The organism is Sphingomonas sp. Ant20 (assembly GCF_000783375.1).
GTDB lineage: Bacteria > Pseudomonadota > Alphaproteobacteria > Sphingomonadales > Sphingomonadaceae > Sphingomonas > Sphingomonas aerolata.
The window spans coordinates 1-24,635 of sequence record NZ_JRVI01000012.1 but is presented as its reverse complement, the minus strand read 5'-3'; the positions used below and the strand labels follow the sequence as shown (position 1 = coordinate 24,635).

Annotated in this window: 24 protein-coding genes and 7 pseudogenes; 20 read left to right on the top strand and 11 right to left on the bottom strand. The window is 65.2% G+C overall.

All coding sequences use genetic code 11. The features are described from left to right. Positions 1–111: 111 nt before the first annotated feature. The 10 genes from NI18_RS24095 (at position 112) to NI18_RS24080 (ending at position 3,943) form a co-directional block, all read left to right on the top strand. Positions 112–906: a hypothetical protein gene (locus tag NI18_RS24095; RefSeq protein ID WP_128082050.1), complete on the top strand. Its 795-nt coding sequence runs from the start codon at positions 112–114 to the stop codon at positions 904–906. A 308-nt stretch (positions 907–1,214) separates the two neighbouring features. Beyond that, a complete protein-coding gene (locus NI18_RS25470; RefSeq protein WP_128082049.1) occupies positions 1,215–1,433 on the top strand; it encodes a hypothetical protein in 219 nt (72 codons plus the stop codon). Positions 1,434–1,540: 107 nt separating this feature from the next. Beyond that, on the top strand, positions 1,541–1,801 hold the full coding sequence (locus tag NI18_RS22930; RefSeq protein WP_037527999.1) for a hypothetical protein: 261 nt from the start codon (positions 1,541–1,543) through the stop codon (positions 1,799–1,801). Then, positions 1,798–2,259 (top strand): hypothetical protein, encoded by a 462-nt coding sequence (locus tag NI18_RS03070; RefSeq protein ID WP_037527997.1) that lies wholly within the window; start codon positions 1,798–1,800, stop codon positions 2,257–2,259. Before NI18_RS22930 ends, NI18_RS03070 begins: the two co-directional genes overlap by 4 nt. Next, on the top strand, positions 2,256–2,546 hold the full coding sequence (locus NI18_RS03065) for a hypothetical protein (protein ID WP_037527994.1): 291 nt from the start codon (positions 2,256–2,258) through the stop codon (positions 2,544–2,546). Before NI18_RS03070 ends, NI18_RS03065 begins: the two co-directional genes overlap by 4 nt. Beyond that, positions 2,536–2,880 (top strand): hypothetical protein, encoded by a 345-nt coding sequence (locus NI18_RS03060; RefSeq protein ID WP_037527992.1) that lies wholly within the window; start codon positions 2,536–2,538, stop codon positions 2,878–2,880. The genes NI18_RS03065 and NI18_RS03060 overlap by 11 nt, the downstream gene beginning before the upstream one ends. Continuing rightward, positions 2,877–3,011 carry a hypothetical protein gene (locus NI18_RS26375; RefSeq protein ID WP_306286210.1) on the top strand — a complete coding sequence of 45 codons (135 nt, stop codon included), beginning with the start codon at positions 2,877–2,879 and terminating at the stop codon, positions 3,009–3,011. The genes NI18_RS03060 and NI18_RS26375 overlap by 4 nt, the downstream gene beginning before the upstream one ends. Further along, entirely contained in the window at positions 3,008–3,262 is a 255-nt protein-coding gene (locus tag NI18_RS03055) for a hypothetical protein (protein WP_037527989.1), read from the top strand. Before NI18_RS26375 ends, NI18_RS03055 begins: the two co-directional genes overlap by 4 nt. Continuing rightward, positions 3,259–3,450 (top strand): hypothetical protein, encoded by a 192-nt coding sequence (locus tag NI18_RS24085; RefSeq protein WP_128082048.1) that lies wholly within the window; start codon positions 3,259–3,261, stop codon positions 3,448–3,450. The genes NI18_RS03055 and NI18_RS24085 overlap by 4 nt, the downstream gene beginning before the upstream one ends. Next, entirely contained in the window at positions 3,443–3,943 is a 501-nt protein-coding gene (locus NI18_RS24080; protein WP_128082047.1) for a hypothetical protein, read from the top strand. Before NI18_RS24085 ends, NI18_RS24080 begins: the two co-directional genes overlap by 8 nt. Before the next feature lie 295 nt (positions 3,944–4,238). Here the strand turns inward: NI18_RS24080 and NI18_RS03045 are convergent, their stop codons facing one another. Continuing rightward, on the bottom strand, positions 4,239–4,481 hold the full coding sequence (locus NI18_RS03045; protein WP_037527987.1) for a hypothetical protein: 243 nt from the start codon (positions 4,479–4,481) through the stop codon (positions 4,239–4,241). A gap of 274 nt (positions 4,482–4,755) precedes the next feature. Between NI18_RS03045 and NI18_RS24920 the strand changes: the two genes are divergently transcribed. Continuing rightward, the gene (locus NI18_RS24920; protein WP_037527986.1) at positions 4,756–4,986 is read left to right on the top strand and encodes a hypothetical protein; all 231 of its coding nucleotides are present in this window, start codon (positions 4,756–4,758) and stop codon (positions 4,984–4,986) included. Further along, positions 4,976–5,980, top strand: a complete 1,005-nt coding sequence (locus NI18_RS03035; protein ID WP_037527984.1) for a tyrosine-type recombinase/integrase — start codon at positions 4,976–4,978, stop codon at positions 5,978–5,980. Before NI18_RS24920 ends, NI18_RS03035 begins: the two co-directional genes overlap by 11 nt. 55 nt (positions 5,981–6,035) lie before the next feature. On the opposite strand, the pseudogene NI18_RS03030 reads toward NI18_RS03035, so the two are convergent. The 5 genes and pseudogenes from NI18_RS03030 to NI18_RS03010 all read right to left on the bottom strand — a co-directional run bounded on the left by NI18_RS03030 (position 6,036) and on the right by NI18_RS03010 (position 11,087). Next, positions 6,036–7,296 (bottom strand): annotated as a pseudogene (locus tag NI18_RS03030) (N-succinylarginine dihydrolase). After that, positions 7,296–8,339 carry an arginine N-succinyltransferase gene (locus NI18_RS03025; protein ID WP_031441203.1) on the bottom strand — a complete coding sequence of 348 codons (1,044 nt, stop codon included), beginning with the start codon at positions 8,337–8,339 and terminating at the stop codon, positions 7,296–7,298. The pseudogene NI18_RS03030 and the gene NI18_RS03025 overlap by 1 nt, the downstream one beginning before the upstream one ends. Before the next feature lie 10 nt (positions 8,340–8,349). Beyond that, the gene (locus NI18_RS03020) at positions 8,350–9,555 is read right to left on the bottom strand and encodes a hydrolase (RefSeq protein WP_031441204.1); all 1,206 of its coding nucleotides are present in this window, start codon (positions 9,553–9,555) and stop codon (positions 8,350–8,352) included. Positions 9,556–9,594: 39 nt separating this feature from the next. Beyond that, on the bottom strand, positions 9,595–10,470 hold the full coding sequence (locus NI18_RS03015) for a DUF481 domain-containing protein (RefSeq protein WP_234387715.1): 876 nt from the start codon (positions 10,468–10,470) through the stop codon (positions 9,595–9,597). A 122-nt stretch (positions 10,471–10,592) separates the two neighbouring features. Beyond that, entirely contained in the window at positions 10,593–11,087 is a 495-nt protein-coding gene (locus NI18_RS03010) for an RNA pyrophosphohydrolase (RefSeq protein WP_031441205.1), read from the bottom strand. A 215-nt stretch (positions 11,088–11,302) separates the two neighbouring features. Between NI18_RS03010 and NI18_RS03005 the strand changes: the two genes are divergently transcribed. The 3 genes and pseudogenes from NI18_RS03005 to NI18_RS02995 all read left to right on the top strand — a co-directional run bounded on the left by NI18_RS03005 (position 11,303) and on the right by NI18_RS02995 (position 14,909). Beyond that, positions 11,303–12,232 carry a histone deacetylase gene (locus tag NI18_RS03005; protein ID WP_031441206.1) on the top strand — a complete coding sequence of 310 codons (930 nt, stop codon included), beginning with the start codon at positions 11,303–11,305 and terminating at the stop codon, positions 12,230–12,232. A gap of 9 nt (positions 12,233–12,241) precedes the next feature. Next, a pseudogene (locus NI18_RS03000) lies at positions 12,242–13,605 on the top strand (deoxyribodipyrimidine photo-lyase). Positions 13,606–13,662: 57 nt separating this feature from the next. Continuing rightward, a pseudogene (locus NI18_RS02995) lies at positions 13,663–14,909 on the top strand (cyclopropane-fatty-acyl-phospholipid synthase family protein). A gap of 25 nt (positions 14,910–14,934) precedes the next feature. On the opposite strand, the pseudogene NI18_RS02990 reads toward NI18_RS02995, so the two are convergent. Both NI18_RS02990 and purF read right to left on the bottom strand, forming a co-directional pair. Continuing rightward, a pseudogene (locus NI18_RS02990) lies at positions 14,935–15,644 on the bottom strand (SDR family NAD(P)-dependent oxidoreductase). Positions 15,645–15,660: 16 nt separating this feature from the next. Continuing rightward, positions 15,661–17,118: an amidophosphoribosyltransferase gene (purF, locus tag NI18_RS02985; RefSeq protein WP_037527979.1), complete on the bottom strand. Its 1,458-nt coding sequence runs from the start codon at positions 17,116–17,118 to the stop codon at positions 15,661–15,663. A gap of 133 nt (positions 17,119–17,251) precedes the next feature. Between purF and hisI the strand changes: the two genes are divergently transcribed. The 4 genes and pseudogenes from hisI (at position 17,252) to NI18_RS02965 (ending at position 20,407) form a co-directional block, all read left to right on the top strand. After that, positions 17,252–17,614, top strand: a complete 363-nt coding sequence (gene hisI, locus NI18_RS02980; protein WP_031396541.1) for a phosphoribosyl-AMP cyclohydrolase — start codon at positions 17,252–17,254, stop codon at positions 17,612–17,614. Positions 17,615–17,634: 20 nt separating this feature from the next. Next, positions 17,635–18,114, top strand: coding sequence for a hypothetical protein (locus tag NI18_RS02975; protein WP_037528110.1), 480 nt, complete (start codon positions 17,635–17,637; stop codon positions 18,112–18,114). Positions 18,115–18,146: 32 nt separating this feature from the next. Continuing rightward, a complete protein-coding gene (locus tag NI18_RS02970) occupies positions 18,147–18,599 on the top strand; it encodes a MerR family DNA-binding transcriptional regulator (protein WP_031396539.1) in 453 nt (150 codons plus the stop codon). 13 nt (positions 18,600–18,612) lie between these two features. Next, a pseudogene (locus NI18_RS02965) lies at positions 18,613–20,407 on the top strand (acyl-CoA dehydrogenase C-terminal domain-containing protein). Here the strand turns inward: NI18_RS02965 and NI18_RS22010 are convergent. The 3 genes and pseudogenes from NI18_RS22010 to NI18_RS22000 form a co-directional block, all read right to left on the bottom strand. Then, positions 20,302–21,603, bottom strand: a complete 1,302-nt coding sequence (locus NI18_RS22010) for a TonB-dependent receptor (protein WP_084215002.1) — start codon at positions 21,601–21,603, stop codon at positions 20,302–20,304. The pseudogene NI18_RS02965 and the gene NI18_RS22010 sit on opposite strands and share 106 nt — an antisense overlap. Next, positions 21,528–21,953, bottom strand: a pseudogene (locus NI18_RS26370) (TonB-dependent receptor); the annotation flags it as partial. The pseudogene NI18_RS26370 and the gene NI18_RS22010, both read right to left, overlap by 76 nt. 125 nt (positions 21,954–22,078) lie before the next feature. After that, complete coding sequence (locus tag NI18_RS22000) at positions 22,079–23,596, bottom strand: TonB-dependent receptor plug domain-containing protein (RefSeq protein WP_084214999.1); 1,518 nt, start codon at positions 23,594–23,596, stop codon at positions 22,079–22,081. A gap of 338 nt (positions 23,597–23,934) precedes the next feature. On the opposite strand from NI18_RS22000, the pseudogene NI18_RS02955 reads away from it, so the two are divergent. After that, positions 23,935–24,635: pseudogene (locus NI18_RS02955) on the top strand (histidine kinase); the annotation flags it as partial.

Genomic DNA, 24,635 nt, shown 5'->3' with positions numbered 1-24,635 from the left:
ACAAACCGGCGCTTGGCAGGACCGAACCGCAATTGCGGCTCGGCAACCACAGGCCGTGCAGTGCGTGACGTCGAGGACCGGTGCCTCGATGTACAAGGGATCGGAGGCAGCATGGAAACCGAACCGCTGCTCACCGATCGCGATGATCGCAGTAGCGGCGCCAGCGACGCGGGACGGCTCCATGGATGGGAAGGTGAGCAGCACCTATGCCGCTTTCTTCTGGCTGACGGCGTGGTCATACGCTGCCGTCAGGTCGCTCTGCCGCCAAGCCGGCACGCGGTTGTGCGTCTTCCAGTGCTGAACGGTCGTCGGCGCGATGCCGAGCACAGCTGCGGTTTTGCGAACCCCGCCGATCGTCGCAATGATCTGGTCAACGTTTTCCATGACCTATCAAGTACGGTATCCGTACACGATTGGCAAGGGGATTGTGCGACTTTCCGGCTAGCGCGTATCACGTGGGCCGCCCATCAACTAAAAATGGACACGTCCGAAAAGATCCTGGCGGCCCTGCGCGAGCGCAATGTTACGCATGCTCGGATCGCGGCGGTCCTCAACGTAACGACGAACAATGCAACCCGGCTCTACAACCCGGACCCGAAAACCGGGAAAACGCGGAAGCTGAGTTTCGACGAGGGTATGGCCTTAATCACCGCGTTCGACTTGGATAACCAATACGAGGATCGCCCGATTGAGCCGATGAGCCTACCAGTCGCAAGGTTGGCGGTTCAGTATATTGCTCAGCAGCTTGGCGTGCGGATCGATCCCGATGATGAGCGAGTCGAAGACCTCGCTCTAGACATTCGAGCATATTCTGAGTTCGCCGCATCTTCTCAGATTGGCGAAAATCTTGACCGAGCGGAGGGCTGGCTTGATGGTCGTCGATCGCGCCTGCCAGCTCGCACTTAAGTTGCAACGTCAGCAGCAGATCGCGCTCAGTCGCCGATAGGCGACGCTCATTTTCGTGCGCTAATCTCATCGCGAGCGATAGCCTGGCGGAAAGCATGCGCCTTCTGAATTAATGCCGCTCAACGGTAAGAATTGGGATTCGCGCGCCATGTTCTCATTGTGTTCTGCTGGGCGGCGTGTGTCGATAGGAAATTTCTTAGCCCGGCATTTTATCGAGTCGCCCGGAGTGTACGGAAACCGTTTGACATAGGCATACGGTAACCGTACATGTCGACTATCAGCCAGCCCGGCCCGGCTAGGAGACCAACGTGGCCGAGCAGGCTTCCACAGATTGGATCGAGTGCGATGGGACAGGGTGCCCTGTCTCGGATCTTGCACGTGTCCAGGTGCAGTTCCGGTTTGATCGTGACCGCCGCACCGCGGAGCGCGCGAACCCCGCCGACGGCCATCCCGCTTACATTTACCGCGACTGCTGGACGCATCAGGACGCCCTGTCTGACATCGTTGCCTGCCGGGTGGTCGCGTAATGGCTTTGCCAGCTCGCATTCCCAAGGCGGCGAAGCACGCTAGCCGCTGGATATCGAAGCGTCACCGCACGTCCGTCGCTGGCTTCGCTTGCTGCAAATGCGGTTCGATGAAGTCGGTCGAGGCCGCGCACGTCCGTATCGGGTCTGGTGCTGGCATGGGGCAGAAGCCGGACGACTGGCGCACTGTGAGCCTTTGCTCTGCTTGTCACAGGGGCCCGCGCGCCGACGCGCAACATGCCATGGGCGAGCGATCGTTCTGGGCTGGTATCGACTACGAGCGCCTGATCGCTGAATTCATTCAAGCGAGCCCGCTGCGCCGCGAAATCCTCGCCGCGCAGGCTGATCGCGCGCTGGGCGTCGCAGCATGACCGGCCCGAGCATGACCTGCGATCCGGACCTTGATTCCGCGATCACCGAGTTCCGCTATGTCACGACGCGGTTGCGGACGCTCGACCAGCAAATGCTGACAGCTGCGACCGACCGCTACAAGCACTTCGCCGCAATCAAGCACGAGCGGGGAGAGATCTGGGCGACCCTGCGATCGAAGGCCGAGAAGCTGCAGCTGGTACCCGAGGACCACCACCTCGGGGCGCGCGCGCTGCTGCTGGTCACGGAGGTCGCGTGGATCCTCTACGGCCGCAACCGGCGTAAGCCGACCCCAGCGATGATCAAGGCAATGGTCCGCGACATGGGCGAGCTCGCCGAGCGCGATCGCATCGAGGCCGAGGCCGACAAGGTCGAAAACGAGTTTCGCATGCGAACTTCGGCAGTCCGCGCATCCGCGGCTGGGGCCATTGCGCGCTACATCGATCTGAGCGCCGCATGACACAGGCCATCACCCCCTCGTCGCTGTGGCAGGGCACCCCGCATCCGACCTCGCGCTGGACGGTCCAGCAGATCGGCGCGCTGATGAAGGAAGGGCGGGATCCGGTCTCAGTGCCGACCGCCACTGTTCTTCGGCGCCCGCGGGAAAACCCTGACGACTGGACCATGCCGCCCAAAGCCGTCGAGCTCGTCCTGCCGCGCCTCAGGCTCAGGCACGACGGAAAGCGCGCCCAAGTGATCACGCCCGCAGGGGCAATCCAGTGGATGGACATCGTTCATGGTCGATAAGCACATCATCGCAGCCATCGCGGAGTCGGGCATCGCTGCCGATGACGCGCAGGACATGGCCGAACGTGTGTTCGGTGCCGTCCTGTCGTCGCTGGCAGCTGGTCGGACGGTCCAGATCCCCGGCGTGTGCCGGCTCCGGGCGCCCCGCAAGCCCGCATGGGTGCCTGGAACCTTGAAGCGCCAGGCCGTCGAGCAGCGCAAAGTCGGCATCGTGCACCCCGCCATCATCGAGAAGGGCGCGCCTTACGACGTCGCCAAGCCGATCGATCCGCAGGTTTCCAGCCACGCATGGGGGCAGGCGATCCGCGCCGCGGCCGAAGGGCAGGGGCAGTGAGCTACCTCGACCCCGCAGCTGCGGCCACGCGCGCGCCGCTTCCCCCTGTCCCCGATCTGTTGGGCGTCGTCTCCGCGGAGACCCTGATCGACCTGATGATCGCCATCCTCACCCTTGGAGATCGCCCGTGACCTGGAACCTGCTCATGTACGGCGCTGGTTGGGCCTGCCTCGCGTGCGTCTTCATCATCTCGATGGTCATGATCGGCGAGGCGCTGTTCCACAACTGGTCGCGGATCTGGCCCCGCGCCCTTGGCAACATCATCCTCGATGACGCCCCAGCTTCCCCGACTGCCTCGGTCCGTCCCCTCCGGACTGGTCATTCCCGGCTGCCCGTCGACGAGGCCGACGCCCAGCCAACCCATTCGAAGCGCGTCGCATGAAGATGCACAGCCAGATCGGCCGCAACTCAGCCGGGCCCCGCGAGAGCCAGCGCGTGCTCGACCAGGCCGAAGTCCTCGACCGCCGCGACCGCCTCATGCAGCAGCCGCCCTCCGCCGAGCGCAGCGCCGCCCTGACCACCATCCACGCCCAGCTGCGCAGCATTGATCGGAGAGCTTCCCGTGGCTGATGATGCCGAAAGAACAAACGACGTGGCCCAGGCCATGCTTGAGGGCAGCATCCGCACCGCGCGCGCGCTGGTCCCGAGTAGCGTCGCCGGTGAGAGCCAAGAATGCGGCGATCGAGCAGCGAATATTGGCAGCGTGAGCCCGGAGGACAAAAAACGTACTGCGAAGGCCGTTGCAGGCCGCCGTACCGTCACGCTGTTTCGAAAAGATCGCGGCACGATACTGTGGTGGAGATACTCAGCCCGGAATGCCCCAGTTGGCATCCTCGTTAGCGGCCTTGGCCGTTCGAACCAGATGCTCGACGTAGTTCTGAAAAACCGGAACTGTAAACGTGACGAGCGTCGGTTCGCCCTGTGGCTCCTTGAACGTCAGGACGACGAACCGGCTGCCTTCCTCGTCAAGTACGAGCCCGGCCTCCATCGCACCAGTGCCGCTGGGAGTGATGATCGTCGCTGCATGGTAGTGCCTCTATGGTCGTCCAAAGAGCGGCTTTAGCGCAGCGGCACCGCCGCGTCAGCGTCCGTCGAGCGTTACGCTGCGTCGGCGGCCGTTTGCGACGCGCCTCGGTCATTGGCAGCAACAGCTGTGTTAGTCGCGGATACGACACGAGCTGTACCGCCTCGCGCCTTCGTCCTGCGATATTCCAGATAAAGTGCAATCAAAGAAAACATGGCGACCTCAAGACGAGTCCTGCTGGATGGCAGGACAGGCTCGGCACATGTGACGGCTCGCTAGGCACTTCAAATGCGATTAATCAAATCGCCGTTGCGCCAATCGAAAACGCACATTGTCACCCCACCACGGGAATGTCGTCAATCAGGGCGGCGAGCGAACCGTCTTTGAAGGTGTGCGGTCGCACTACTCTATCGGGAAGGGAGATTTTTAGATGGCGCCGTTCAAGCGGCTTCATAGCCCGAACCTTTTGGGCCATTAATAGCAACGACCCCTCGAACAGAAGCTCGTTTCCTTCGTCGTCTTTTTGCGCTGCTGGCATCCGCACCAATGTTGCGGCCTCGGTCCACGGGAAATCCATTTATTGTATTCCTAAAAACGTCCCGCGTTTGGTCATCATACCACATCGGCGCCGCTATGCCATTGATCATACGAAGGATCGGAGACGGCATATTTCGCCGGTGAACACTCAGCACCGTAGCACGCTGCACATCGTGGCGTGCAGTTGACATGGTGCGCTTATCGCCCCGGAGGGCGGGCCTTGTTCATGCCACCCAAAAACCCTCACCGCTGGGTCCCGCAGCCGCTGGTCTCGCCGTGAAAGCTCACTTTACAGATCAAGAAGGACAGAACCGATGAGCGCAGCTCCGTATTGGCCGCGCATGCTCAAGCGGGCGAATGCCGCGAAATACTGCGAGCTCACGCCGCAGCAGTTTGACGCGGAGGTGTTCGCCGGCCGGCTGCCGGGGTCGGTCGCGATGTCGGGAGGGCCGCGTTGGGATCGCGCCGCACTCGACGCGAGCCTCGACGAGATGTCGAGTGGGGCCAACGACTGGCGGAAGGATCAGCCGGGCCTTGCCGCATGACCTGCCCAAATATGTAAAGCGGGTGCGGTCGAAGGGCCGGGAGTACCTATATTTCGACACCGGCAAGGTGGTCGACGGAAAGCGGCTGATGACTCGCCTGCCGCCGCTCCGGTCAATGGAGTTCGGAGGAAGCTATGCGGCGCTGATGGGCCACCGCAATCGGAAGACGAAGTCGACCCTCGTAACGGTCCCGGTTCTCGTCGACATGTACCAGCGCGGGGCCGCCTACGGCGCCTTGGCGCCGTCGTCGCGCAAGCTGTACGACATCTATCTTCGCCGCCTGGAGCGGGCGCTGCCGACCGCCCCGGTCAACGGCATCACCCGCGGCGACATGCGGACGGTGCTGGACAAGATGGCCGCAACGCCGGGCGCGGCAAACGCATTCCTCAGGACGAGCGGCGCGCTATTTGCCTGGGCCGTCGATCGCGAGCACATCGCGAAGAACCCGTGCGACGGAATTACGATGATGGATGGCGGGGAACACGAGCCTTGGCCGCAGCATGTGCTGCGCGCGGTTCTAGCCGCCGAAGACCCCACGGTGCGCCTGCTCGCGCATCTGCTCTACTACACCGCGCAGCGCCTCGGCGACGTGCTTAGAATGACCTGGTCGGATGTTGCTACCGATCGCGTCGAGGTCCGCCAAGACAAGACGAAGAAGCGACTAAGCATCCCGGTCCATAGCGCGCTGAGCGCGGAGCTTGCGAAGCACGAGCGGGTGGAGGGCGCGATATGCCGGACGCCGCGCGGCGCGCCGCTGCGGGACGACAACGCCCGCAAGATGCTTAAGGCTTTCTCGGCCACTGCCGGCGCGCCCAGCGTACCGCACGGCCTGCGCAAGAACGCCGTGATCGCGCTGCTCGAGGCCGGGTGCTCAACCGCCGAGACCGCATCGGTCAGCGGCCAATCGCTGCAGATGGTCGAGCATTACGCCCGACAGCGCAACCAATCGACGCTCGCCGATGCCGCCCTTGCGCGGTGGGAGAGCAAACCGTGAACGTACAAACAGTGGAAAACTCTGCTCGCGACTCGCGCAATTCTGCCAACTCGGGTTATCTGTCAATTAACCCGACAAGATCGAGGGCCTCGAGCAAGGCACGATGCGCGGCCTCGATCCGAGCGACGAGCGCCGCGTCGCCGATCGCATTCGCGTCGATCGTCTCGGGCCAATGCTCGGTGATGAGGCCGGCGATACGGTCGAGGCTGGCGTGATCGACGAGGAAGCGGGGATCAACCGTCCGGGGGTCGGCGACGACGCGCAGGCGCAGGCAGGCGGGGCCGCCGCCATTGGCCATCGATTCGCGGACGCGACGATTTCGAGCGCGCGGATCGATCCGTTGCCCGCGACATGCTCGCCCAGCCAGCGCCAGACCGGTGCGTTGCTCCGCGCTTCCTCGGGCAGGATCAGCGTCATGCCCGCGGCGCGCGAGACGAGCTGCGCGTTGAACAGATAGGAGCTGACTGCATCTTCGAGGCTGACGCGGGCGCTGGGCACCTCGACGATCTCGACCGAGGGCATCAGCCGTCGCAAATCCTCATAGAAGCGGTCAGCGTCGGCAAAGGCCTGCTCATGCGTGAACAGCACGGTTTCGTTGGCGACGGCGACCACGTCGTTGTGGAACGCGCCTGCCGCGATCGCCGCATCCGACTGGCGCACGAAAAGGGTCCGCGCGGGGTCGAGCCCGTGCCGGCGCGCGATCGCCTCGCTGGCCTCGCGGTGCTGGCGCGCGGGAAATGGGCCGCCGGCTTCGCCATAGACGAAGATCTCGCGCCCGGTGCGCCGTGGGCTTCGCACAGTCGCATGTGGTTGGCCGCGCCCTCGTCGCCGAACGGTAGCGGGACGGGCGGGTGTACCGCGAAGGCCGGGTTGGCGAAGGCGATACGCAGCTGTGCGAGCGTCGCGGGCCATTCGTGGCTGCGGTGCGGCATCGTGCCGAGGTTCGCGACGCTCAGGTGGCAGCGCCCGTCCGCGGTATCAGGGGCGGGCGATACGGTCGCGGCATTGGCCGCCCACATCGCCGAGGCCGACATCGCCTGCGCCTGCAGATGCATGGGTGCGTCCGCATACCGGGTCGCGAGCGCATCGAGCCAGCGATGATCGGGGCGGGGGTGGGGGAGGAGGATCCCCTGCACCAGCCCGAGGTCGAGGTTCGCGCGCATCTTCGCGATCCCCTGCAGCGCGGCGGCGCGGGGCCGTGCGACAGCACCCGCATTACGGGTCGCGGCCAGGTTGCCTGGGCTCAGCCCTGCGTAATTGTGACTGGGACCGATCAGGCCGTCGAAGTTGATCTCGACCAGGTTGGCGCCGCGCATCAGAGGCGCGCCACGTGGAGGACGGATGCGCCTTCGCTGACGTCCAGCGCCGCTGCGCAGCCTCGCGAGAGGGCGATGCCATCGGCCACCGGGCGGATATCGCCGAACGCACACCGGAAATCCGCCAGCGTACCCGTCGCGACCAGCGCTTCGGTCGTGACGTCGCTGGCGGGCAGGGTGTCCGCGATCGTCACGACCTGGGCCGTGCGCGCATCCGCGATCGACCGGACCTTGTCGGTGCGCGCGGTCATCGTCGGCCCGCCGTCGAAGATGTCGACATAATTCTCGAATGCGAACCCCTCATTCTCGAGCATCCGCATCGCCGCCCGGCCGGAGGGGTGTGGCAAGCCGATCGCGGCACGCGCGGTCTCGGACAGCATCGCGGTGTAGATCGGATGCTTCGGCATCAGATCGGCGATGAACTGATGCCCATTGATCGCATTGAACTGATCGGCGTCCTGGAAATTCATCCCGAAGAACCGCCCCGCCAGACCGTCCCAGAACGGCGAACCACCCGCCTCGTCGATGATCCCGCGAAGCTCGGCCAGGATCCGGTCGGCGAATCGGGCGCGATGCGCCTTGATGAAGAGATAGCGGCTGCGCGCGAGCAGCAGGCCCAGCCCGCCGGCCCGCTCGCCCGGATGCAGAAACAGCCCGCCGACCTCGCTCGACCCCTCGAGATCGGTGGCGAGGCTCAGCATGTCGGCGCGGAAGGTTCGCGAGAGCTCGCGGCTGTGCTGCGTCAGCGTGCCGATCCGGTAGCTGTAGAAGGGCCAGCTCTGACCGACATGCGTGAACAGCTGACACGTGCCGCGGACTTCCCCCGTCTCGCAATTCTCGAGGACAAGGACGAACAGTTCGTCGCTGACCACGCCGTCTTCGGCGGGCGCGGTCCGGGCGAAAGCGGCGTGGCTGCGTTCGAGCTTGGCGCGCAGCGCGCGGCGATCGGGGGGCAGGTTGGTAAAGCCCCCACCGGTCAGCTTGGCCATCTCGTACAAGGGCTGGAGGTCGCTATCGACCGCCGCGCGGATCCGGAAACTCACAGATGCGTCCTCATAAGCCGTTCTCGCAGATTCGCAGGATGGTGACCGCGGACAGCGCCGCCCGCTCGGTCAGACTCTCGGGGATCATGAATTCGTCCGGCGAATGGATCGCGCCGCCGCGGACCCCCATGGTGTCGACGACCGGCACGCCCGCGGCCGCGATGTTGTTGCCGTCGCACACGCCCCCGGTCGCTTTCCAGGCGATGTCCAGGCCCAGGTCCGCGCCGCTCGCCTTGACCAGCGCGAACAAGTGCGCGGCCCCCGTATCGATCGGCTTGGGCGGACGATTGAAGCCGCCATGGACCGCAATCTGGACGTCATGCTCGGCCGCCACCGTCGCGACGACGGCGTCGATATGCGCGCGGGCCTGGGTGATGTCCTCGCGCGTCGCCGGGCGGAAGTTGATGCGAAGAACGGCGACGTCGGGAACGACGTTGTTGGGTCCGCCGCCATCGATCCTTGCGGGATTGACGGACAGCCCGGGCCTGCGGACCTTTGACAGCTGGACCGCGATATCGGCGGCCGCGACCAGCGCGTTGCGGCCCTCTTCAGGATTGCGGCCGGCGTGCGCGCTCCGGCCGCGGACGGTGATCGAGAAATTACCCGTGCCACCGCGTGCGCCGGCCAGCGTGCCGTCAGCAAGCGCCGGCTCGTAGGTCAGCGCTGCAATCTTCCCTTGCGCCGCGCGAGCGAGCAGGGCGGCAGACGAGAAGGAGCCGGTCTCCTCGTCCGAGTTGATCACCACGTCATACCCGATCCGCCGACCCAGCGGGCTGGCCTCGATCGTCTTGAGCGCGGCCAGCATCACGGCCAGCCCGCCCTTCATGTCGGCGACGCCGGGTCCGTTGATCGTGCCATCCGGCAGATTCCGCAATGTCTGGAACATGTGGTCGTGCGGATAGACCGTGTCCATGTGACCGGTGAACAGCATCCGCATCGCGGCATCCGGGCGAACGCGAAGATGGAGATGCCGACCGTGGTCCAGCGGGTTTACGGTGCCATCGGTCGCGACGCTATCGGCCGGTTCGGGCTCGACAAGTGTGATATCGCCGGGAAGACACGAAAACGCGTCGGCGAGCAGCCCCGCCATCGTCGCCAGCCCCTCCAGGTTGCGCGTGCCGCTGTTGACCGCGGCCCAGCTTTCCACCTGCTGCAGCATCGCGGCCGCATCAAGCCTGGCGACCGCGCCTGTTTCGTCGTGCGAAAGTCCTCTCATCCCCCCGACCCTAGCCTCGCGCGGCGCGGGGGGGAACCGTCAGAAGCTGTAAACCAGCGCGGCGCGGCTGGTCGTGTCGGTCGTCATCGATCCCGCCGGCGGTTCGCTTTCATATTGAACGGCATAGGACAGCGAAGCCGATAGCGGACCGATCAGTTTCGCGGTCAGCGAAGTGGTTCCACCAAGCGTGCTGTTGAACCGCTGGACATAGGCGGATGCGACTTGGGTGACCGACAGGCCGTTGGTGATCCGCCAGCTGAAGTTCAGCGTCCCGCGTCCGGCGATCGCGCTCTGGTTCGTGTCGTCGGTGAACTCGGTGTTCCGATATGCCGGCCCCAATTCGAGATCGAGCTTGGTCCGTGCCGATTTGAGCACGCTGTACCCGCCGCCGACCGAGACCGAATAGCGGTTATTATAGCCGAGGAACCGATCCCCTTCATACTGCGCCGCGCCATAGATATAGGCGCGGTCATCGATCTTGTAGTTGGGTTCGTAGGAGGCGAGATAATGCTCTCGCACGGCGACATTCTGATTTTCCTGGTAATCCGCCTGGGCGTGGAATTTCTGCCGCCAGCGCAGGCCTTCGCGGGTCAGGTCGACAACCGCAGTACCGCCGGCCGTGTCCGAATTGCCGGTCGTGAGATAGCCGCCCACTTCGGCGCGGCCGCTCCAGAGGTCGAGGAAGCTGGCCTGACGGATGACCTGTGTGCGTTGGGCGGCGCGATCGGCCTTCCACTTTTCCGCGATTGCCAGAACCGCGTCGCCGCTGAGCGGGTCGGCCGCGCGGGCATATTTGACGATTGTCGAGACATCGCTCTCGTTACCCGCATCGAGTGCAGCATCGAGCATCGCGCGGATATTTTCCGGGATCATCACGGTCTGGGCGATGGCGGCCGCGGGGGCCAATGCCGTCACCAGGAGGCCGGCGAAAAGCGGGAGACGGAAACAGCGCATAATCGGGTCAAAATCGCGACAGGAGGAGGGGCTGGATCGGCACACAGCGTTCCGTAGCGTCACCACGCCGCGTTGGGAACGGTTCAGCGCGGTCCGCTTGCGCCGAGATGTGGCGCGAAGGCGGCCAGCACCTCCTCGTAGAGGCGTTTCTTGAACGGAACGATCACTGCGGGGAGTTCGGCGGGGTCGATCCAGCGCCAGGCATCGAATTCCGCATGTTCCGTGTCGATCGCGATATCCCCGTCATCGCCGTGGAAGCGGTAGAGGAACCAGCGCTGCCGCTGGCCGCGCCAACGGCCCTTCCAGACCTTGCCCAGAAGTTCGGGGGGAAGATCGTAGACGAACTCGCCCGGGGCCTGCGCGATCAGCGTGACCTTGTCGGGTGAAACGCCGGTTTCCTCGCCCAGTTCGCGAAGGGCCGCGGCCTCAGGGTCCTCGCCGGGGTCGATCCCGCCCTGCGGCATCTGCCACGCGTCGAGCGTCGAGTCGCTGCGGCGGCCCACGAACACCCGGCCCGCTCCGTTGATCAGCATGATGCCCGCGCAGGGACGATAGGGCAGGGTGGTCGGATCGGTCATCCCTGCCCATTCGGGTGTTTCCTGACCGTCTGCAAGCCCGAAGGCGGTCGAGCCGCGCCACGCGATCATGCATCCTCCGAAAGGACTCCGCGTTGAGCGAAGGACATGGTGGTCGCGTATGATAGGAGCAGGGGGATGAGGCGGACCTTGGTGAAGTGGCGGGGTTTGTCCGCGCCGTCGACGATCGGCGCGGATCAATCGTGCGGTCGGTCGCGATGATCCATGTTGTCCACCATCCCGATTATGTGACCCCGGCGCCCGCCCGGTCGACCTATCGCTGGAACAAGAACGGGCTCATCCGCGATCTGCTGCGCGCGCATGGCAGCGCGGTGGCCTGGCACGAGCCGCGCGCGACGCCGCGTGAATGGCTCGAGGCGGTCCATGAGCCGGACTATGTCGCCGAGGTTCTCGAAGCCCGCGTGCCGCCCTTGAAGGAACGCAGGATCGGCTTTCCGGTCAGCGCCCCCGTTGCCCGCCGCGCCGCGATCGTTCCCGACGGCACCTGGGTCGCCGCGGTGCTCGCGCTGCGCCACGGCTTTGCCGCCAATACCGCGGGCGGCAGTCATCATGCGCTCGCCGATACGGGCGCGGGCTACTGCGTGTTCAACGATCTCGCCGTCGCTGCGGTCCGGCTGGTCGAGGAGGGCAGCGTCGAGCGGGTCCTGGTGGTCGATTGCGACGTCCATCAGGGCGATGGCACCGCCGCGCTGCTCGCGGGCCGGCCGGGAATCGCCACCTATTCGATCCATGCGGACAAGAACTTTCCGGTGCGAAAAGCGCAGTCGACGCTCGACGTACCGCTGCCTGACGGCGTCGACGATGACCAGTATCTGGCGACGCTGGAAGAGACGCTGGTCCCGCTGCTCGATTCCTTTGGCGCCGACCTGATCCTGTATCAGGCGGGGGTGGATCCCTTTGCAGGAGACCGGCTCGGCCGGCTGTCGCTGACGCTCGACGGACTGGTACGACGCGAACGCCTGATCGCGCGGCTGGCGATCGCGCGTGGCATCCCGCTGGCGAGCACCGTCGGCGGCGGCTATGGCGACGATGCGCTCGCCATTGCCGAGCGCCATGTCACTGCGATCATGACACTTGGTGCGGCATTCGAGGATGCCAAGGGAACCGCAATGGCCTCCAAAGTGTAGCAGCAGGCGATGACAACACCCGTACTTCTCTGGCTTCGCCAGGACCTTCGCCTGCATGACCACCCGGCGCTCGTCGCCGCCACGCAGGAAGGGCCGGTGATCCCCGTCTATATCCTCGACGACGACGCGCCCGGCGACTGGGCAATCGGCGGTGCCCAGCGCTGGTGGCTCCATCACAGCCTCGAGGCGTTCGCCAAGTCGCTCGACAAGAAGGGCTCCCGCCTCATCCTGCGGCGGGGCGATGCGGTTGCGACGCTGCAGTCGCTGATGACGGAGACGGGCGCGGAGCGGGTGTTCGCGACACGCCAGTATGAGCCATGGTGGCGCAAGGCCGAGGATGCGCTCGGCGACGCGATCTGCCTCCATGATGGCAACCAGCTGGCTCGGGTCGAGAGCGTCACGACCGGAGCAGGCGGGCAGTTCCGTGTCTATTCGTCGTTCTGGAAAGCATTGTCGCAGATGATGCCGCCACCGGAACCGGTGGCGATGCCGCGCAAGATCGATGCGCCGGAGACGTGGCCGGAATCGGACGCGGTGGAGAGCTGGAAGCTGTTGCGACCAAGCCCGACTGGTCGGGTGGCTTTTCCAACTGGCGCCCCGGTGAGGACGCCGCGCGGAAGGCGGTGGCGCGGTTCGCGGACGTCGCCGACGATTACGACCACGACCGCAACATACCCTCGACCGAGGGGACGTCCCGGCTGTCCCCGCATCTTCATTTCGGCGAGATCAGTCCTCGCCAGGTCTGGCATGCCGTCTCGGGACACGGCGACGGCGTCACGACGTTCCGCAAGGAAGTGGCGTGGCGTGATTTCACGCAGGGCGTGGTGCTGGCGCTCCCCGATTATGCCCGCCGCAACGGAAGGCCGGCGTTCGATGCGTTGCCATGGCGCACCGGCAAGGCGGCGGCGTCCGATCTGAAAGCGTGGCAGACCGGTCGGACAGGCTATCCGATCGTCGATGCAGGGATGCGACAGCTCTGGGCGACGGGCTGGATGCACAATCGCGTCCGGATGATCACCGCGAGCTTCCTCGTCAAACATCTGCTGCTCGACTGGCGCGAGGGCGAACGCTGGTTCTGGGATTGCCTGGTCGATGCGGACTACGGCAATAATTCAGTCAACTGGCAATGGGTCGCGGGCACGGGGGTCGATACGAACATGTTCGGCCGGATCATGGCGCCGCTGTCGCAATCGGAAAAATTCGATGCGGGCGACTATATCCGACAATGGGTGCCGGAACTCGCCAAGGTTACGGGCGACGCGATCCACGACCCGGACGAGTCCGGGTGTCGGCCGCGCGACTATCCGGCCAAGATCATCGGTCACCGCGAGGCACGCGAGCGCGCGCTCGAGGCGGGGCGGCACGCGCGCTGACGCCTTTTGGCACGCGCCTCTTTCCTAGGTCGCGACGCTGTTGCATGGAGCGCCGCGATGACCGCCGCCCACGCCTTTGACGATGCCGCTACAGGGCGCGCAACCAGTGCAGCACGCCTGACCGCGCCGATATTCCACCGCCTGCTCGACCGGATCGATGCAGGTCTCGAGAGCGGCGGTATTGAGGCAAGCTTGCCCGACGGCACCCGCCGTTTGCTGGGAGGGCGTGCACCCGGGCCGATGCCGATCGTCACCGTCCATCGCTGGCGGGCATTGGTAAGGCTGGCAACGGCCGGATCGGTCGGCTGGTATGAAGGCTGGACCGCGGGCGACTGGTCCAGTCCCGATCCGGTCCCGCTGTTCGACCTGTTCATGCGCAACCGGATATCGCTCGGCAGGACGGCGCGATCGGGCGGGGTTGCGCGACTCTCGGCCCGCGCTTGGCACTGGATGCGACGCAACCACCGCACGGGATCACGGCGCAACATCGCCGCGCACTATGATCTCGGCAACGACTTCTACGAGACGTGGCTCGATCCCAGCCTGACCTATTCGAGCGCGCTGTTCGCGGAGCCGATTAGCGAGGCCGAACCGCTCGAGCATGCCCAGACGACGAAGCTCCAGGCGATTCTGGACAGGACGGGTACGCAGCCCGGCGATCGCATCCTCGAGATCGGCTGCGGCTGGGGGTCCTTCGCAGCCCTCGCCGCGCAGTCCGGTGTCGACGTGCATGGCCTCACCCTGTCGACCGAGCAGAAGCGACAGGTCGACGCGCGGATGGCCGAGGCAGGGCTGACGGGGGTGACCGTCTCGCTGACCGATTACCGCGACGTCGTCGGAACCTATGACGCGGTGGCCAGTATCGAAATGGTCGAGGCGGTGGGTGAGGCCTATTGGCCGGCCTATCTCGACGCGGTCGCACGGGCGCTGAAACCCGGCGGCCGTGCCGCGCTTCAATATATCACGATCGACGATGCGATCTTCGACGCCTATTCGACAAGCGTCGACTTCATCCAGCGCTACGTGTTTCCCGGCGGCATGCTGCTGTCCGAGCCGCGGTTCCGCGCTCTGGCGGAGGCGCGCGGGTTGACGTGGGAGGATCAACGAAGCTTCGGGCTGCACTATGCCGAGACATGCCGGCGTGGCGGATCGCGTTCGACGCCGCTGTTGCGCAGGGGCGCCTGCCGGCACGGCTCGACGCGAAGTTCATTGCGCTGTGGCGCTATTACCTGATGTATTGCGAGGGCGGGTTTCGCGGTGGCGGGATCGACGTCGCGCAGGTAACGCTGGTGAAGCGACGCTGATCGTCCGCCCCGCAAGGGGAAGGATTTAGGCGACGCGCTCGAAATGGCCGGGTTCAAACCCTTCGACAGCCAGCGCGACGATGCGGTCCGCAACGACCTGCGGATCCTTGACCGAATTCGGATCCTCGCCCGGATAGGCGCGCGCGCGCATCTTGGTGCGGGTAGCGCCGGGATCGACGATCGCGGTGCGTATGCCGCTGATCTCGGCCATCTCGTCCCCATAAGCGCCGAGCAGCGTCTCGAACGCCGCCTTCGAGGCACCGTAGAGCCCCCAATAAGCGCGCGGCTTGCGACCGACGCTCGACGTGACGCCGATCACGCGCGCCGACTTCGCCCTCTTCAGCATCGGATCGAACGCGGCGATCATCGCCGCCTGCGCGCTGACGTTGAGCGTGAGGACCTGCGCCATTTCCTTCGGATCGATCGCCGGGACCGACGACAGCGATCCCAGCATGCCCGCATTCAACACGAGGATGTCGAGCGCATCCCAGCGATCACCGACCGCACTCGCGAGCCGGCCGATCGCCTCGCTCTCGGCGAGGTCGAGCGGCGCGATCGTCGCGGAGCCGCCGGCGTCATGGATCGCTGTCTCGACCTCTTCGAGGCCGCCCGGCGTGCGCGCGGTCAAAACCACGTGCGCGCCCTTTGCAGCGAGCGCGATCGCGGTGGCGGCGCCGATGCCGCGCTTGCACCGGTGACCAGCGCAAGCCGGCCTTCGAGAGGCTTGTCGGTCATTCTAGCTCCAAGACTCTCAGATGACGCGTTCGGCGAGCATCGCGAACTGATCGACCTCGGCGCCCTCGTCATGATCGGTCAGCGTGGTCGGGTAATCGCCGGTGAAGCAGGCATCGCAATATTTCGGTCGGATATCCGCGCGCTTGGCCTCACCGAGCGCCTTGTACAGCCCGTCGATCGAGATGAAGTTGAGGCTGTCGGCGTGGATGAAGCCGGTCATGCCGCCCAGATCGAGCTTGGCCGCGAGCAGCTTGGCGCGCTCCGGCGTGTCGACGCCGTAGAAGCAGGAGTGGCGGGTCGGCGGGCTGGCGATGCGCATATGGACTTCGGCCGCGCCCGCCTCGCGCATCATCTGCACGATCTTGAGCGAGGTCGTGCCGCGGACGATCGAATCGTCGACGAGGATGACGCGCTTGCCCTTGATCAGCGCACGGTTGGCGTTGTGCTTCAGCTTCACGCCGAGATGGCGGACCTTGTCGCCCGGCGAGATGAAGGTGCGACCGACATAATGCGAGCGAATGATTCCGAGCTCGAACGGAATCCCCGATTGCTGCGCATAGCCGATCGCCGCGGGGGTGCCCGAATCTGGGACCGGGATGACGAGATCGGCATCGACCGGCGATTCGATCGCGAGCTGCGCCCCGATCGCTTTCCGCACCGAATAGACCGAATGGTCGTCGACGATCGAGTCGGGGCGCGAGAAATAGACCCATTCGAAGATGCACGGCCGCGCCGCCATCGGCGCGAACGGGCGGATCGAGCGGATCTCGGACCCCTGGACGATCACGAGTTCGCCCGGCTCGACCGCGCGGACGAAGGTCGCGCCAACGACGTCGAGCGCGACGGTTTCGGACGCAAAGATCACTGCGTCGCCAAGCTTGCCCATGACCAGCGGCCGGATGCCCAGCGGATCGCGGCAGGCGATCATGCCCTCGGGCGTCATTACGATGAGCGAATAGGCACCCTCGACCTGCTTTAGCGCATCGATGAAGCGATCGAGCAGCGTGCGATAGTTCGACGTCGCGACGAGATGGATGATCGTCTCGGTATCGCTGGTCGACTGGAAGATCGAGCCACGACGCACGAGCTCGCGACGCAGCCGCATTGCGTTAGAGATATTGCCGTTATGCGCGATCGCGAAACCGCCCGTCGACAGCTCGGCGTACAGCGGCTGCACGTTGCGGAGCGCGGTCTCGCCGGTCGTCGAGTAGCGGACGTGCCCGCAGGCCACCGTGCCCGGCAGCGCGCGAATCACGTCGTCGCGATCGAAGTTCCCGGCGACATGCCCCATCGCGCGGTGCGTATGGAAATGGGCGCCGTCGAACGTCGTTATGCCGGCGGCTTCCTGGCCGCGATGCTGCAGCGCATGGAGGCCCAGGGCGACAAGCGCCGCCGCGCCGTCGGTGGCCGAGACGCCAAACACCCCGCATTCTTCACGGAGTTTGTCGTCATCATAAGGGTTTGTGGTCAGCATGCCGGGTCTCACGTCGTGCGGAGCATGCCCTATAGTCGCGGTTCACACGTTTGTCGCCTCCTTGTAATAACATTGCGCAATGGGTTTGATCTCTCGCGTCGCTTCGCGCCCGCTTTCTGGTATGTCCCCGGGCATGACACACAGCCGCGACACGGGCCTGACGCTCGATCCGAAGTTCGACTCCTCCGGCCTGCTGACGGCGGTCGTCACCGATCGCGTGTCGGGCGATGTCTTGATGGTGGCGCACATGAATGCCGACGCGCTGGCGCAGACCCAGGCGACCGGAGAGGCGCATTTCTGGTCGCGGAGCCGGCAAGCCTTGTGGCGCAAGGGGGAGACGTCGGGCAATGTGCTGCGCGTCGCCGAACTCCGGATCGACTGCGACCAGGACGCGATATGGGTGATCGCCGATGCCGCGGGCCCGGCCTGTCACACCGGCGAACGTACCTGTTTTTTCCGGCGTATAGAGGGTGATGGCCTGGTGACCGCCGAATGAGCCACTGGCGTGGCGGGCTCATGCTCCTGCTGTCGCTGCTGGCCGGATGCGACGGTGCGTCGACCAGCATCACCAATACCGAGAGCACGCCCGGTTCGCGGCTCGAGTCGGCGGCGCGGAGCGCGGGTATCGTTGGTGATCCCGGTGCCGCGCTTCAGGGCTCCTGGGCGCGCGATACCGACCGGATCTGCATCATTGGGACCGAGCGGGTCAGCCGGATCGGCGTCAGCGTCGATTATGGCGAAGCTCAGAGCTGCGCGGCATCGGGGACCGTCGAGCGCTCCGGCGAGCGGCTGCAGATGACGTTCGGCAAATGCGCATTCGATGCGCGGTTCGACGGGGATCGCATCACATTCCCCGCCGACATGCCCGAAGCGTGCGAAGCGCTGTGTGCGGGACGAGCCTCGCTTGCCGCGGTGACGGTCGATCGGTTGAGCGAGTCGCGGTCCGAGGCGGCCACGCTGCGCTCGAAGGCGGGCAAATTTCTATGCCGAGATTGACGTTGACGTAAACGAGAGCTAAATGTTCCGGCATGGCGACCAGAGCATCCCCGGCAGAACGGGCATCTCCCGAATCCTATGCGGTGATCGAACCGCGGCATGATCGCGACCATTTCACGATATCGGATCTGTCGAGCGAGTTCGACGTGACCGCACGCGCGCTTCGCTTCTACGAAGACGAAGGGCTGATCGCGCCCGAGCGACGGGGCACGCAGCGTATCTACTCGCACCGCGACCGCGCACGGCTCGCATGGATCCTGCGCGGCAAGCGTGTCGGCTTCAGCCTCGGCGAGATCCGCGAGATGATCGACCTTTACGACGTCGGCGACGGGCGTCGTGCGCAGCGTCAGGTCGTGATCGAGCGCAGCCAGTCGCGGATCGCGCTGCTGACCGCGCAGAAGCGGGATATCGACGCCGCCATCGACGAACTTACCAATTTCGTGGCCCTTCTCGAAGTCGGCCGCGCCAACGACCAGCAAGGATAGACCATGCCCCAATATACGCCCCCCCGTCCGCGACACGCGCTTCGTCCTCGAACAGGTCGTCGGCCTCGACCGCTACAGCAACCTGCCGGGCTTCGACGCGGCTTCCCCCCGACGTCGTCGACGCGGTGCTGGAAGAGGGCGGAAAATTCGTCGCCGAAGTCCTGTTCCCGCTCAACCTGTCGGGTGATCAGCAGGGCTGCACCCGCCACGAGGACGGATCGGTCACGACGCCCGACGGCTTCAAGGAGGCGTACAAGCAGTATGTCGAGAGCGGCTGGGCGACGCTTGGCAACCAGCCCGAATATGGCGGGCAGGGGATGCCGCACGTCGTCTCGACCGCGTTCCAGGAATACATGATCTCGTCGAACATGGCGTTCGCGATGTACCCCGGCCTGACGCATGGCGCGATCGCCGCGCTGGTCGCCAAGGGATCGGACGCGCAGAAGGCGATGTACGTGCCGAAGATGGTGTCGGGCGAATGGGGCGGGACGATGAACCTGACCGAGCCGCAGTGCGGCACCGATCTGGGCCTGATCCGCACCAAGGCCGAGCCGCAGGCGGACGGCTCCTATGCTATCACCGGCACGAAGATCTTCATCTCGAGCGGCGAGCATGACCTGACGGAGAACATTATCCACCTCGTCCTCGCCAAGACGCCGGGCGCGCCCGACAGTTCGAAGGGTATCTCGCTGTTTGTCGTGCCGAAGTTCCTCGTCAACGAAGACGGTTCGCTCGGCGATCGCAACGGCGTCACCTGCGGGTCGATCGAGCACAAGATGGGGATCCACGCCAACTCGACCTGCGTGATGAACTATGACTCGGCGACCGGCTGGCTCGTCGGCGAGGAGATGAAGGGCCTCGCCGCGATGTTCATCATGATGAACGCGGCGCGTTTGGGCGTCGGCCTTCAGGGGCTGGGCGTGGCCGAGGTCGCGTATCAGAATGCGGTGCAATATGCGCAGGACCGTCGCCAGGGACGCGCGCTGACCGGGCCGAAGGAGCCGCAGGAAAAGGCGGATTCGCTGTTCGTCCATCCCGACGTGCGCCGCATGCTGATGGAGGGCAAGGCGATGACCGAGGGGTTGCGCGCGTTGATCCTGTGGACCGCGCTGCAGGGCGATCTCGAGCATAACGCCGCGACCGAGGAAGAGCGTCAGCTGGCGGGCGACATGATCAGCCTGCTGACCCCGGTCATCAAGGGCTATGGCACCGACAAGGGCTATGAGATCGCCACCAACGCGCAGCAGGTCTATGGCGGTCATGGCTACATCGCAGAATGGGGCATGGAGCAATATGTGCGCGATGCGCGGATCGCGATGATCTACGAAGGCACCAACGGCGTGCAGGCGATGGATCTGGTCGGTCGCAAGCTGGCGCAGAACGGCGGTCGCGGGATCCAGGCGTTCTTCAAGCTGGTCGCGGACGACGTTGCGGCGGCCAAGAGCGATCCGGCGACGGCGGCATTTGCCGAGGCGCTGGAAAAGGCGAACGGCCAGCTTCAGGCGGCGACAATGTGGTTCATGGCGAACGGCATGAAGAACCCTGAGAATGTCGGCGCCGGTGCGGTCAGCTACATGCATCTGATGGGGATCGTCGCGGTCGGCGCGATGTGGCTGCGGATGGCGGTTGCCGCCACCAAGCTGAAGGCGGCCGGTGAGGGCGAGGCGGCGTTCCTCGACGCCAAGCTGATCACCGCGCGTTTCTATGCCGAGCGGATCCTGCCCGACGCGGGCGCGCTGCGTCGCAAGATCGAGGGTGGCGCGGAGTCGCTGATGGCGTTGCCGCCGGAGATGTTCATGGCGGCGTGATCGCCATCCTCCAGACGTGAAGGGCGCGGGCATCGGGATATCCTCCCGCGGCCCGCGCCCTTTTTTTTGTCCATGTCGCTCGGACAAAAAAGGGGAGCCGTTGCCGGCTCCCCTCCTGAGGTACGATGTGTCCGGGGATCAGAAGTTGATCCGGACACCTGCATAATAGCGGCGGCCGAGCGGATCATAAGTGCCCGCATCGGTATCCTGGCCGGCCGACGCGCCGATATCGGCGAGATAGGGCGGCTTGTTATTGAGCAGGTTCGACCCGCGACGTAGAATTCGAAGCCGTCGTTCGTCTGGAAACGGATCTGCGAGTCCAGGTAGAATTGCGGACGGACGCGGTACAGCGGATTGGTACCCGGGCGGGCGCCGGTCAACTGGTCGTCGAGGCTTGCCTGGCTCATCCAGGTGCCCGTCGTCGTAAAGCCGACACCATCGATGTCATAGGACAGGTTCGTCGTAAACCGGTCGCGCGACGCACCGATCTCACCCGCGAAATAGTCACGATCCGCATCGGGCAGGGGCACCGTGTAGCCCGAGATCAGATGCGTGTATGAGCCTCGCAGACCAAGTGTGCCGGCGAGACCGATATCGGCGAGATCCTGGCGATAGGTGATGACCGTATCGATGCCCCGGGTCTTGACGCCACCGCTGTTGAGGAAGCTGGTCGTCAGCTGGTCGAGCGACCCGGCGCTGTTCGGCCCGAGCGCGGCCGCACGGCGCGTGATCTGGCTGCAATAATCCGAATTGCCCTGCTGGTAGCACTGGTTGACGATGTATTGCAGCGGCGTCTGGACGATCGCATCCTTGATCCGGATGTTGAAGTAATCGACCGTGACGACGAGGTTGCGCAGCGCTCGGACCGAACGCGGGTTGATCACCACGCCCGCGGTGAAGGAATCGCCCTTCTCTTCTTGGAGGTTGCGATTGCCCGCCTCGAAGCTGGTGACGCCTGGATATCGGCCTGGTTCGCGGCGAACGCGCCGCCGTTCGCCGCGATGTTGGCGAGCACGCCGGACGCGGCACGGCAGGTCGTGCCGAGCGTTCCGGCCGTCGCCGCGGTCACGCCGATGCAGGGATCGTTGACGCTTGGGAAATTCTGCTGCGGAGCCTGGAACAGCTCGTTGATGTTCGGCGCACGCACCGACCGCGCCTGCATCACGCGGAAGCGGATATCCTCGACCGGTGCCCATTCGCCGCCGAAATTGTAGCTGTAGGTGGTGCCGACGGTCGAATAATCGGACACGCGGATCGCGCCGCGGACGCTCAGCGACTGGAAGAACGGCTTGTCCTGGATGATCGGTGCGACGACCTCGCCGAACCCTTCCCAGAGATGGAAACGTCCCGCGGTCGATGGCAGCGCGTTGTTGCCGTTCAGGCCCTGCTGGGTGAGCAGATCGAAGTCGTTGCGGCTGCTCTCGCGGCGGTATTCGGTACCGACGCTGAAGCCGATCGGGTCGGCGCCGAACAGCGAGAAGAGCTTGCCCGATACGTTGCCGCCGGCAACGGTCTGCGTGACCTTCGTGCTGAGCGTGGTCGGCACGGCGAGATAGCCGGCCGCCGGTGCGAGCGCGCCCGCGCCGTAGATGTTGGCGGGAACGCAGCCTGCTGCGCGCGCGGTCGGATCGGCGCACACGATCTGCCCCGTTGCTGGGTCGCGATAAGAATTTAGCGCCTGGAAGAAGTTAGCGGTATTAAATTGGCCGGTTCCGACCTGTCTTCTTTGGTCTGGCCATAGATCCCATAAACTTCATAGTTAAAGCGGTCTTCGAGGAACTTGCCGTTTGCGCCGCCCGCGATGCGGAACAGGTCACGGCTGGACCGGATCGTCCGGGGTCCGAAATCGGCGAGACGGCGATCAAAATAGATGTCCCGCAGTCCATCATTGTCGGTGTCCGTCGCAGCATTGAAGATCGCGTCTGGCACATAGGGGTTGCGATAGGTTACGCCGCCGACGACCGTCTGGATCGGGATCTGGCCCGAATTGCGTGGGTTGCTGAAGGTCGAATCGAGGGGGAACGCCTCGATCACGGTGCTGACCTTGGTCTTGGCATAATTGCCCTCGACGAACAGGTTGAGTGCAGGCGACACCTCGTAATTTGCGCGGCCGGCGGCAACGTAGCGCTCGACGGGAACGGCGAGATAACGGAAGTCGGACCGGTTGAAGCCGTCCGGGCCCGCGGCCGTACCATCGGCATTGACGCAGCCCCCCGTGCCGTTGGCGGACGCGCAATCGCGCAGCGCGCCATCCTGACCATAGGTGAAGGTGCTGTCGCCGGCATAATAGCGACCCTGCGGCGCAAACCCCGAAAGATACGGCCGCTGCGGCGTAAACAGCTCGGCATCGTTGCCTGTTAGATAGCCGCGGCTTGTCGAATCGACGGCGCTTGAACCCGCCTCGGTGAAACGGTCGCGCTTCAGCACTGTACCCTGCTTCGAATAGCCACCGAACAGCATGATGTTGCCGCGATCGTCAGCGAAGTTCTTCCCGACGAGGGCATTGACCTGACGGTCGAAGCCGTCGCCATATTGCGACATGCCGACTTGGCCGTCGAGCTGGATGCCGTCGAACTTCGTCTTGTAGATCATGTTGACGACGCCCGCGACCGCGTCGGACCCGTAGACGGCCGATGCGCCGCCGGTCAGGATGTCGACGTTCTCGAGGAACTGCGTCGGAATCACGTTGAGATCGACCGCGCTGCTGCCCGGAAGGCCCGAGACGAAGCGGCGGCCGTTGACGAGGACCAGCGTGCGGTCCTCGCCAAGGTTGCGCAGATTGACCGTCGCTACGCCCGCGCCCTGCGTCGCGAAGCTCGAATTGGTGCGGCTGACGCCCGGCGTACCGAATGCCGGATTCTGGAGCAGGACGTCCTGTACGTTGATCGCGCCGGCCTGCTGGATCTGCGCGATGCCGACGCTCTGGAGCGGCGAGGCGGCGGTGGCCGACGGCGATGCGATGCGCGAGCCGGTCACGACGATCTCGCCTGCCGGCGCTTCTGTAGCACCCTGCGGGTTCTGATCCGTCGCGGTCTGGGTCGGGGTCGCTGGCTCCAAAGCCTCTGCCTGAGCGGCTGCCTCGGGCGTGGCCGCAGGCGTTGCCGGAGCGGTTTGTGCGGCAGCGGGGAGCGTGGAAACCGCAACGAGGAGGCTCGTGGCGAGCAGACTGCGACGATAGGCTTGGGTCATTTAATACTCTCGACTGAAACATTCCGACGAAGGGGCAAAGCCGCTGACCTTCGTCGATGCGCCGCCGTTAGGCCGCGCGGCGCGGCCCGATCCACTCGATTGAGACGAATAGGATCGTTTTTTTACAATGTGTTTCATCCTTGCAACAGTCTGGAGGGATTGGGTTTCCAGCGCCTCGGGCTGACGCGCCGGAGCCGCCAAGCGTGCAGGTGAGGCACCCGATCAGCCGCATGCGATTTCCCGATCGCCGTCTTCCCCCGGGGGGCGGCTGTTGGCGTAGACGGAGCCATGGCGGTTACCGTGTTTCCCGATCTCGTTGCGAAGAGTGTCTCCGGGACATGACGGTCCCCGGAACATGGGCGACCGTTCTGGCCGGCGTTGCGACGCTGCTGCTGCTCGGGCTTGGCGGGCTGCTGCTGTTCCTGGGATTGCGCGCGCGCGCCGGCGTCGCGACGACCCTCGCTGAGAATGCGACGATGCGCGCGTTGCTCGATGGGTCGCCGGCCGTCGCGACGGTCGTCCGCTCGGATGGACGAGTGGAGATGCCGCAGCGGATGGCGGACTGGCTGGGTATTCCGGCGCCACGCTATCTGATGGATCTGGCGGGTGAGGAATCCGGGCTCTCACCCGAGGATGCTGCCGCGCTGACCGCTGATGTGACCGCTGCACAGCGTTCGGGCCGGCCCTTCGTCCGTGCCGTCCGCCCCGTCGGTTCGACGCGGGCCATCACGCTGCGCGGCGCGCGTGCGCCTGGTGCGATGGGGGCAACTGGCAGCATCCTGATCTGGGCGTTCGATGCAACGGACAGCGAATCCGAGATCAAGCGCCTCGGCACTGAGACGGCGCGGCTTGGTGCCGCCTATGAGGCGCTGACCGGGCTGATCGAAGCGGCGCCGCTGCCGATGTGGTACCGGGCGCGCGATCTCAGGCTGTCGATGGTCAATTCCGCCTATGTCGCGGCCGTCGAGGGCCAGGATGCGCAGGACGTGGTCGCGCGCGGCCTCGAACTCGTCGAGGGATCGGGGCGCGGCGGGCCGCT

Coding starts and splice junctions, on each gene's coding strand:
- NI18_RS22000 (WP_084214999.1), bottom strand. CDS start 23,596: ATGACCCAAGCCTATCGTCGCAGTCTGCTCGCCACGAGCCTCCTCGTT.
- NI18_RS24085 (WP_128082048.1), top strand. CDS start 3,259: ATGAAGATGCACAGCCAGATCGGCCGCAACTCAGCCGGGCCCCGCGAG.
- NI18_RS03065 (WP_037527994.1), top strand. CDS start 2,256: ATGACACAGGCCATCACCCCCTCGTCGCTGTGGCAGGGCACCCCGCAT.
- NI18_RS03060 (WP_037527992.1), top strand. CDS start 2,536: ATGGTCGATAAGCACATCATCGCAGCCATCGCGGAGTCGGGCATCGCT.
- NI18_RS22010 (WP_084215002.1), bottom strand. CDS start 21,603: ATGGGCACCGGTCGAGGATATCCGCTTCCGCGTGATGCAGGCGCGGTC.
- NI18_RS02970 (WP_031396539.1), top strand. CDS start 18,147: ATGGCGACCAGAGCATCCCCGGCAGAACGGGCATCTCCCGAATCCTAT.
- NI18_RS03005 (WP_031441206.1), top strand. CDS start 11,303: ATGATCCATGTTGTCCACCATCCCGATTATGTGACCCCGGCGCCCGCC.
- NI18_RS03010 (WP_031441205.1), bottom strand. CDS start 11,087: ATGACCGATCCGACCACCCTGCCCTATCGTCCCTGCGCGGGCATCATG.
- NI18_RS22930 (WP_037527999.1), top strand. CDS start 1,541: ATGAAGTCGGTCGAGGCCGCGCACGTCCGTATCGGGTCTGGTGCTGGC.
- NI18_RS03070 (WP_037527997.1), top strand. CDS start 1,798: ATGACCGGCCCGAGCATGACCTGCGATCCGGACCTTGATTCCGCGATC.
- NI18_RS03020 (WP_031441204.1), bottom strand. CDS start 9,555: ATGAGAGGACTTTCGCACGACGAAACAGGCGCGGTCGCCAGGCTTGAT.
- hisI (WP_031396541.1), top strand. CDS start 17,252: ATGACACACAGCCGCGACACGGGCCTGACGCTCGATCCGAAGTTCGAC.
- NI18_RS24920 (WP_037527986.1), top strand. CDS start 4,756: ATGAGCGCAGCTCCGTATTGGCCGCGCATGCTCAAGCGGGCGAATGCC.
- NI18_RS02975 (WP_037528110.1), top strand. CDS start 17,635: ATGCTCCTGCTGTCGCTGCTGGCCGGATGCGACGGTGCGTCGACCAGC.
- purF (WP_037527979.1), bottom strand. CDS start 17,118: ATGCTGACCACAAACCCTTATGATGACGACAAACTCCGTGAAGAATGC.
- NI18_RS24095 (WP_128082050.1), top strand. CDS start 112: ATGGAAACCGAACCGCTGCTCACCGATCGCGATGATCGCAGTAGCGGC.
- NI18_RS03045 (WP_037527987.1), bottom strand. CDS start 4,481: ATGGATTTCCCGTGGACCGAGGCCGCAACATTGGTGCGGATGCCAGCA.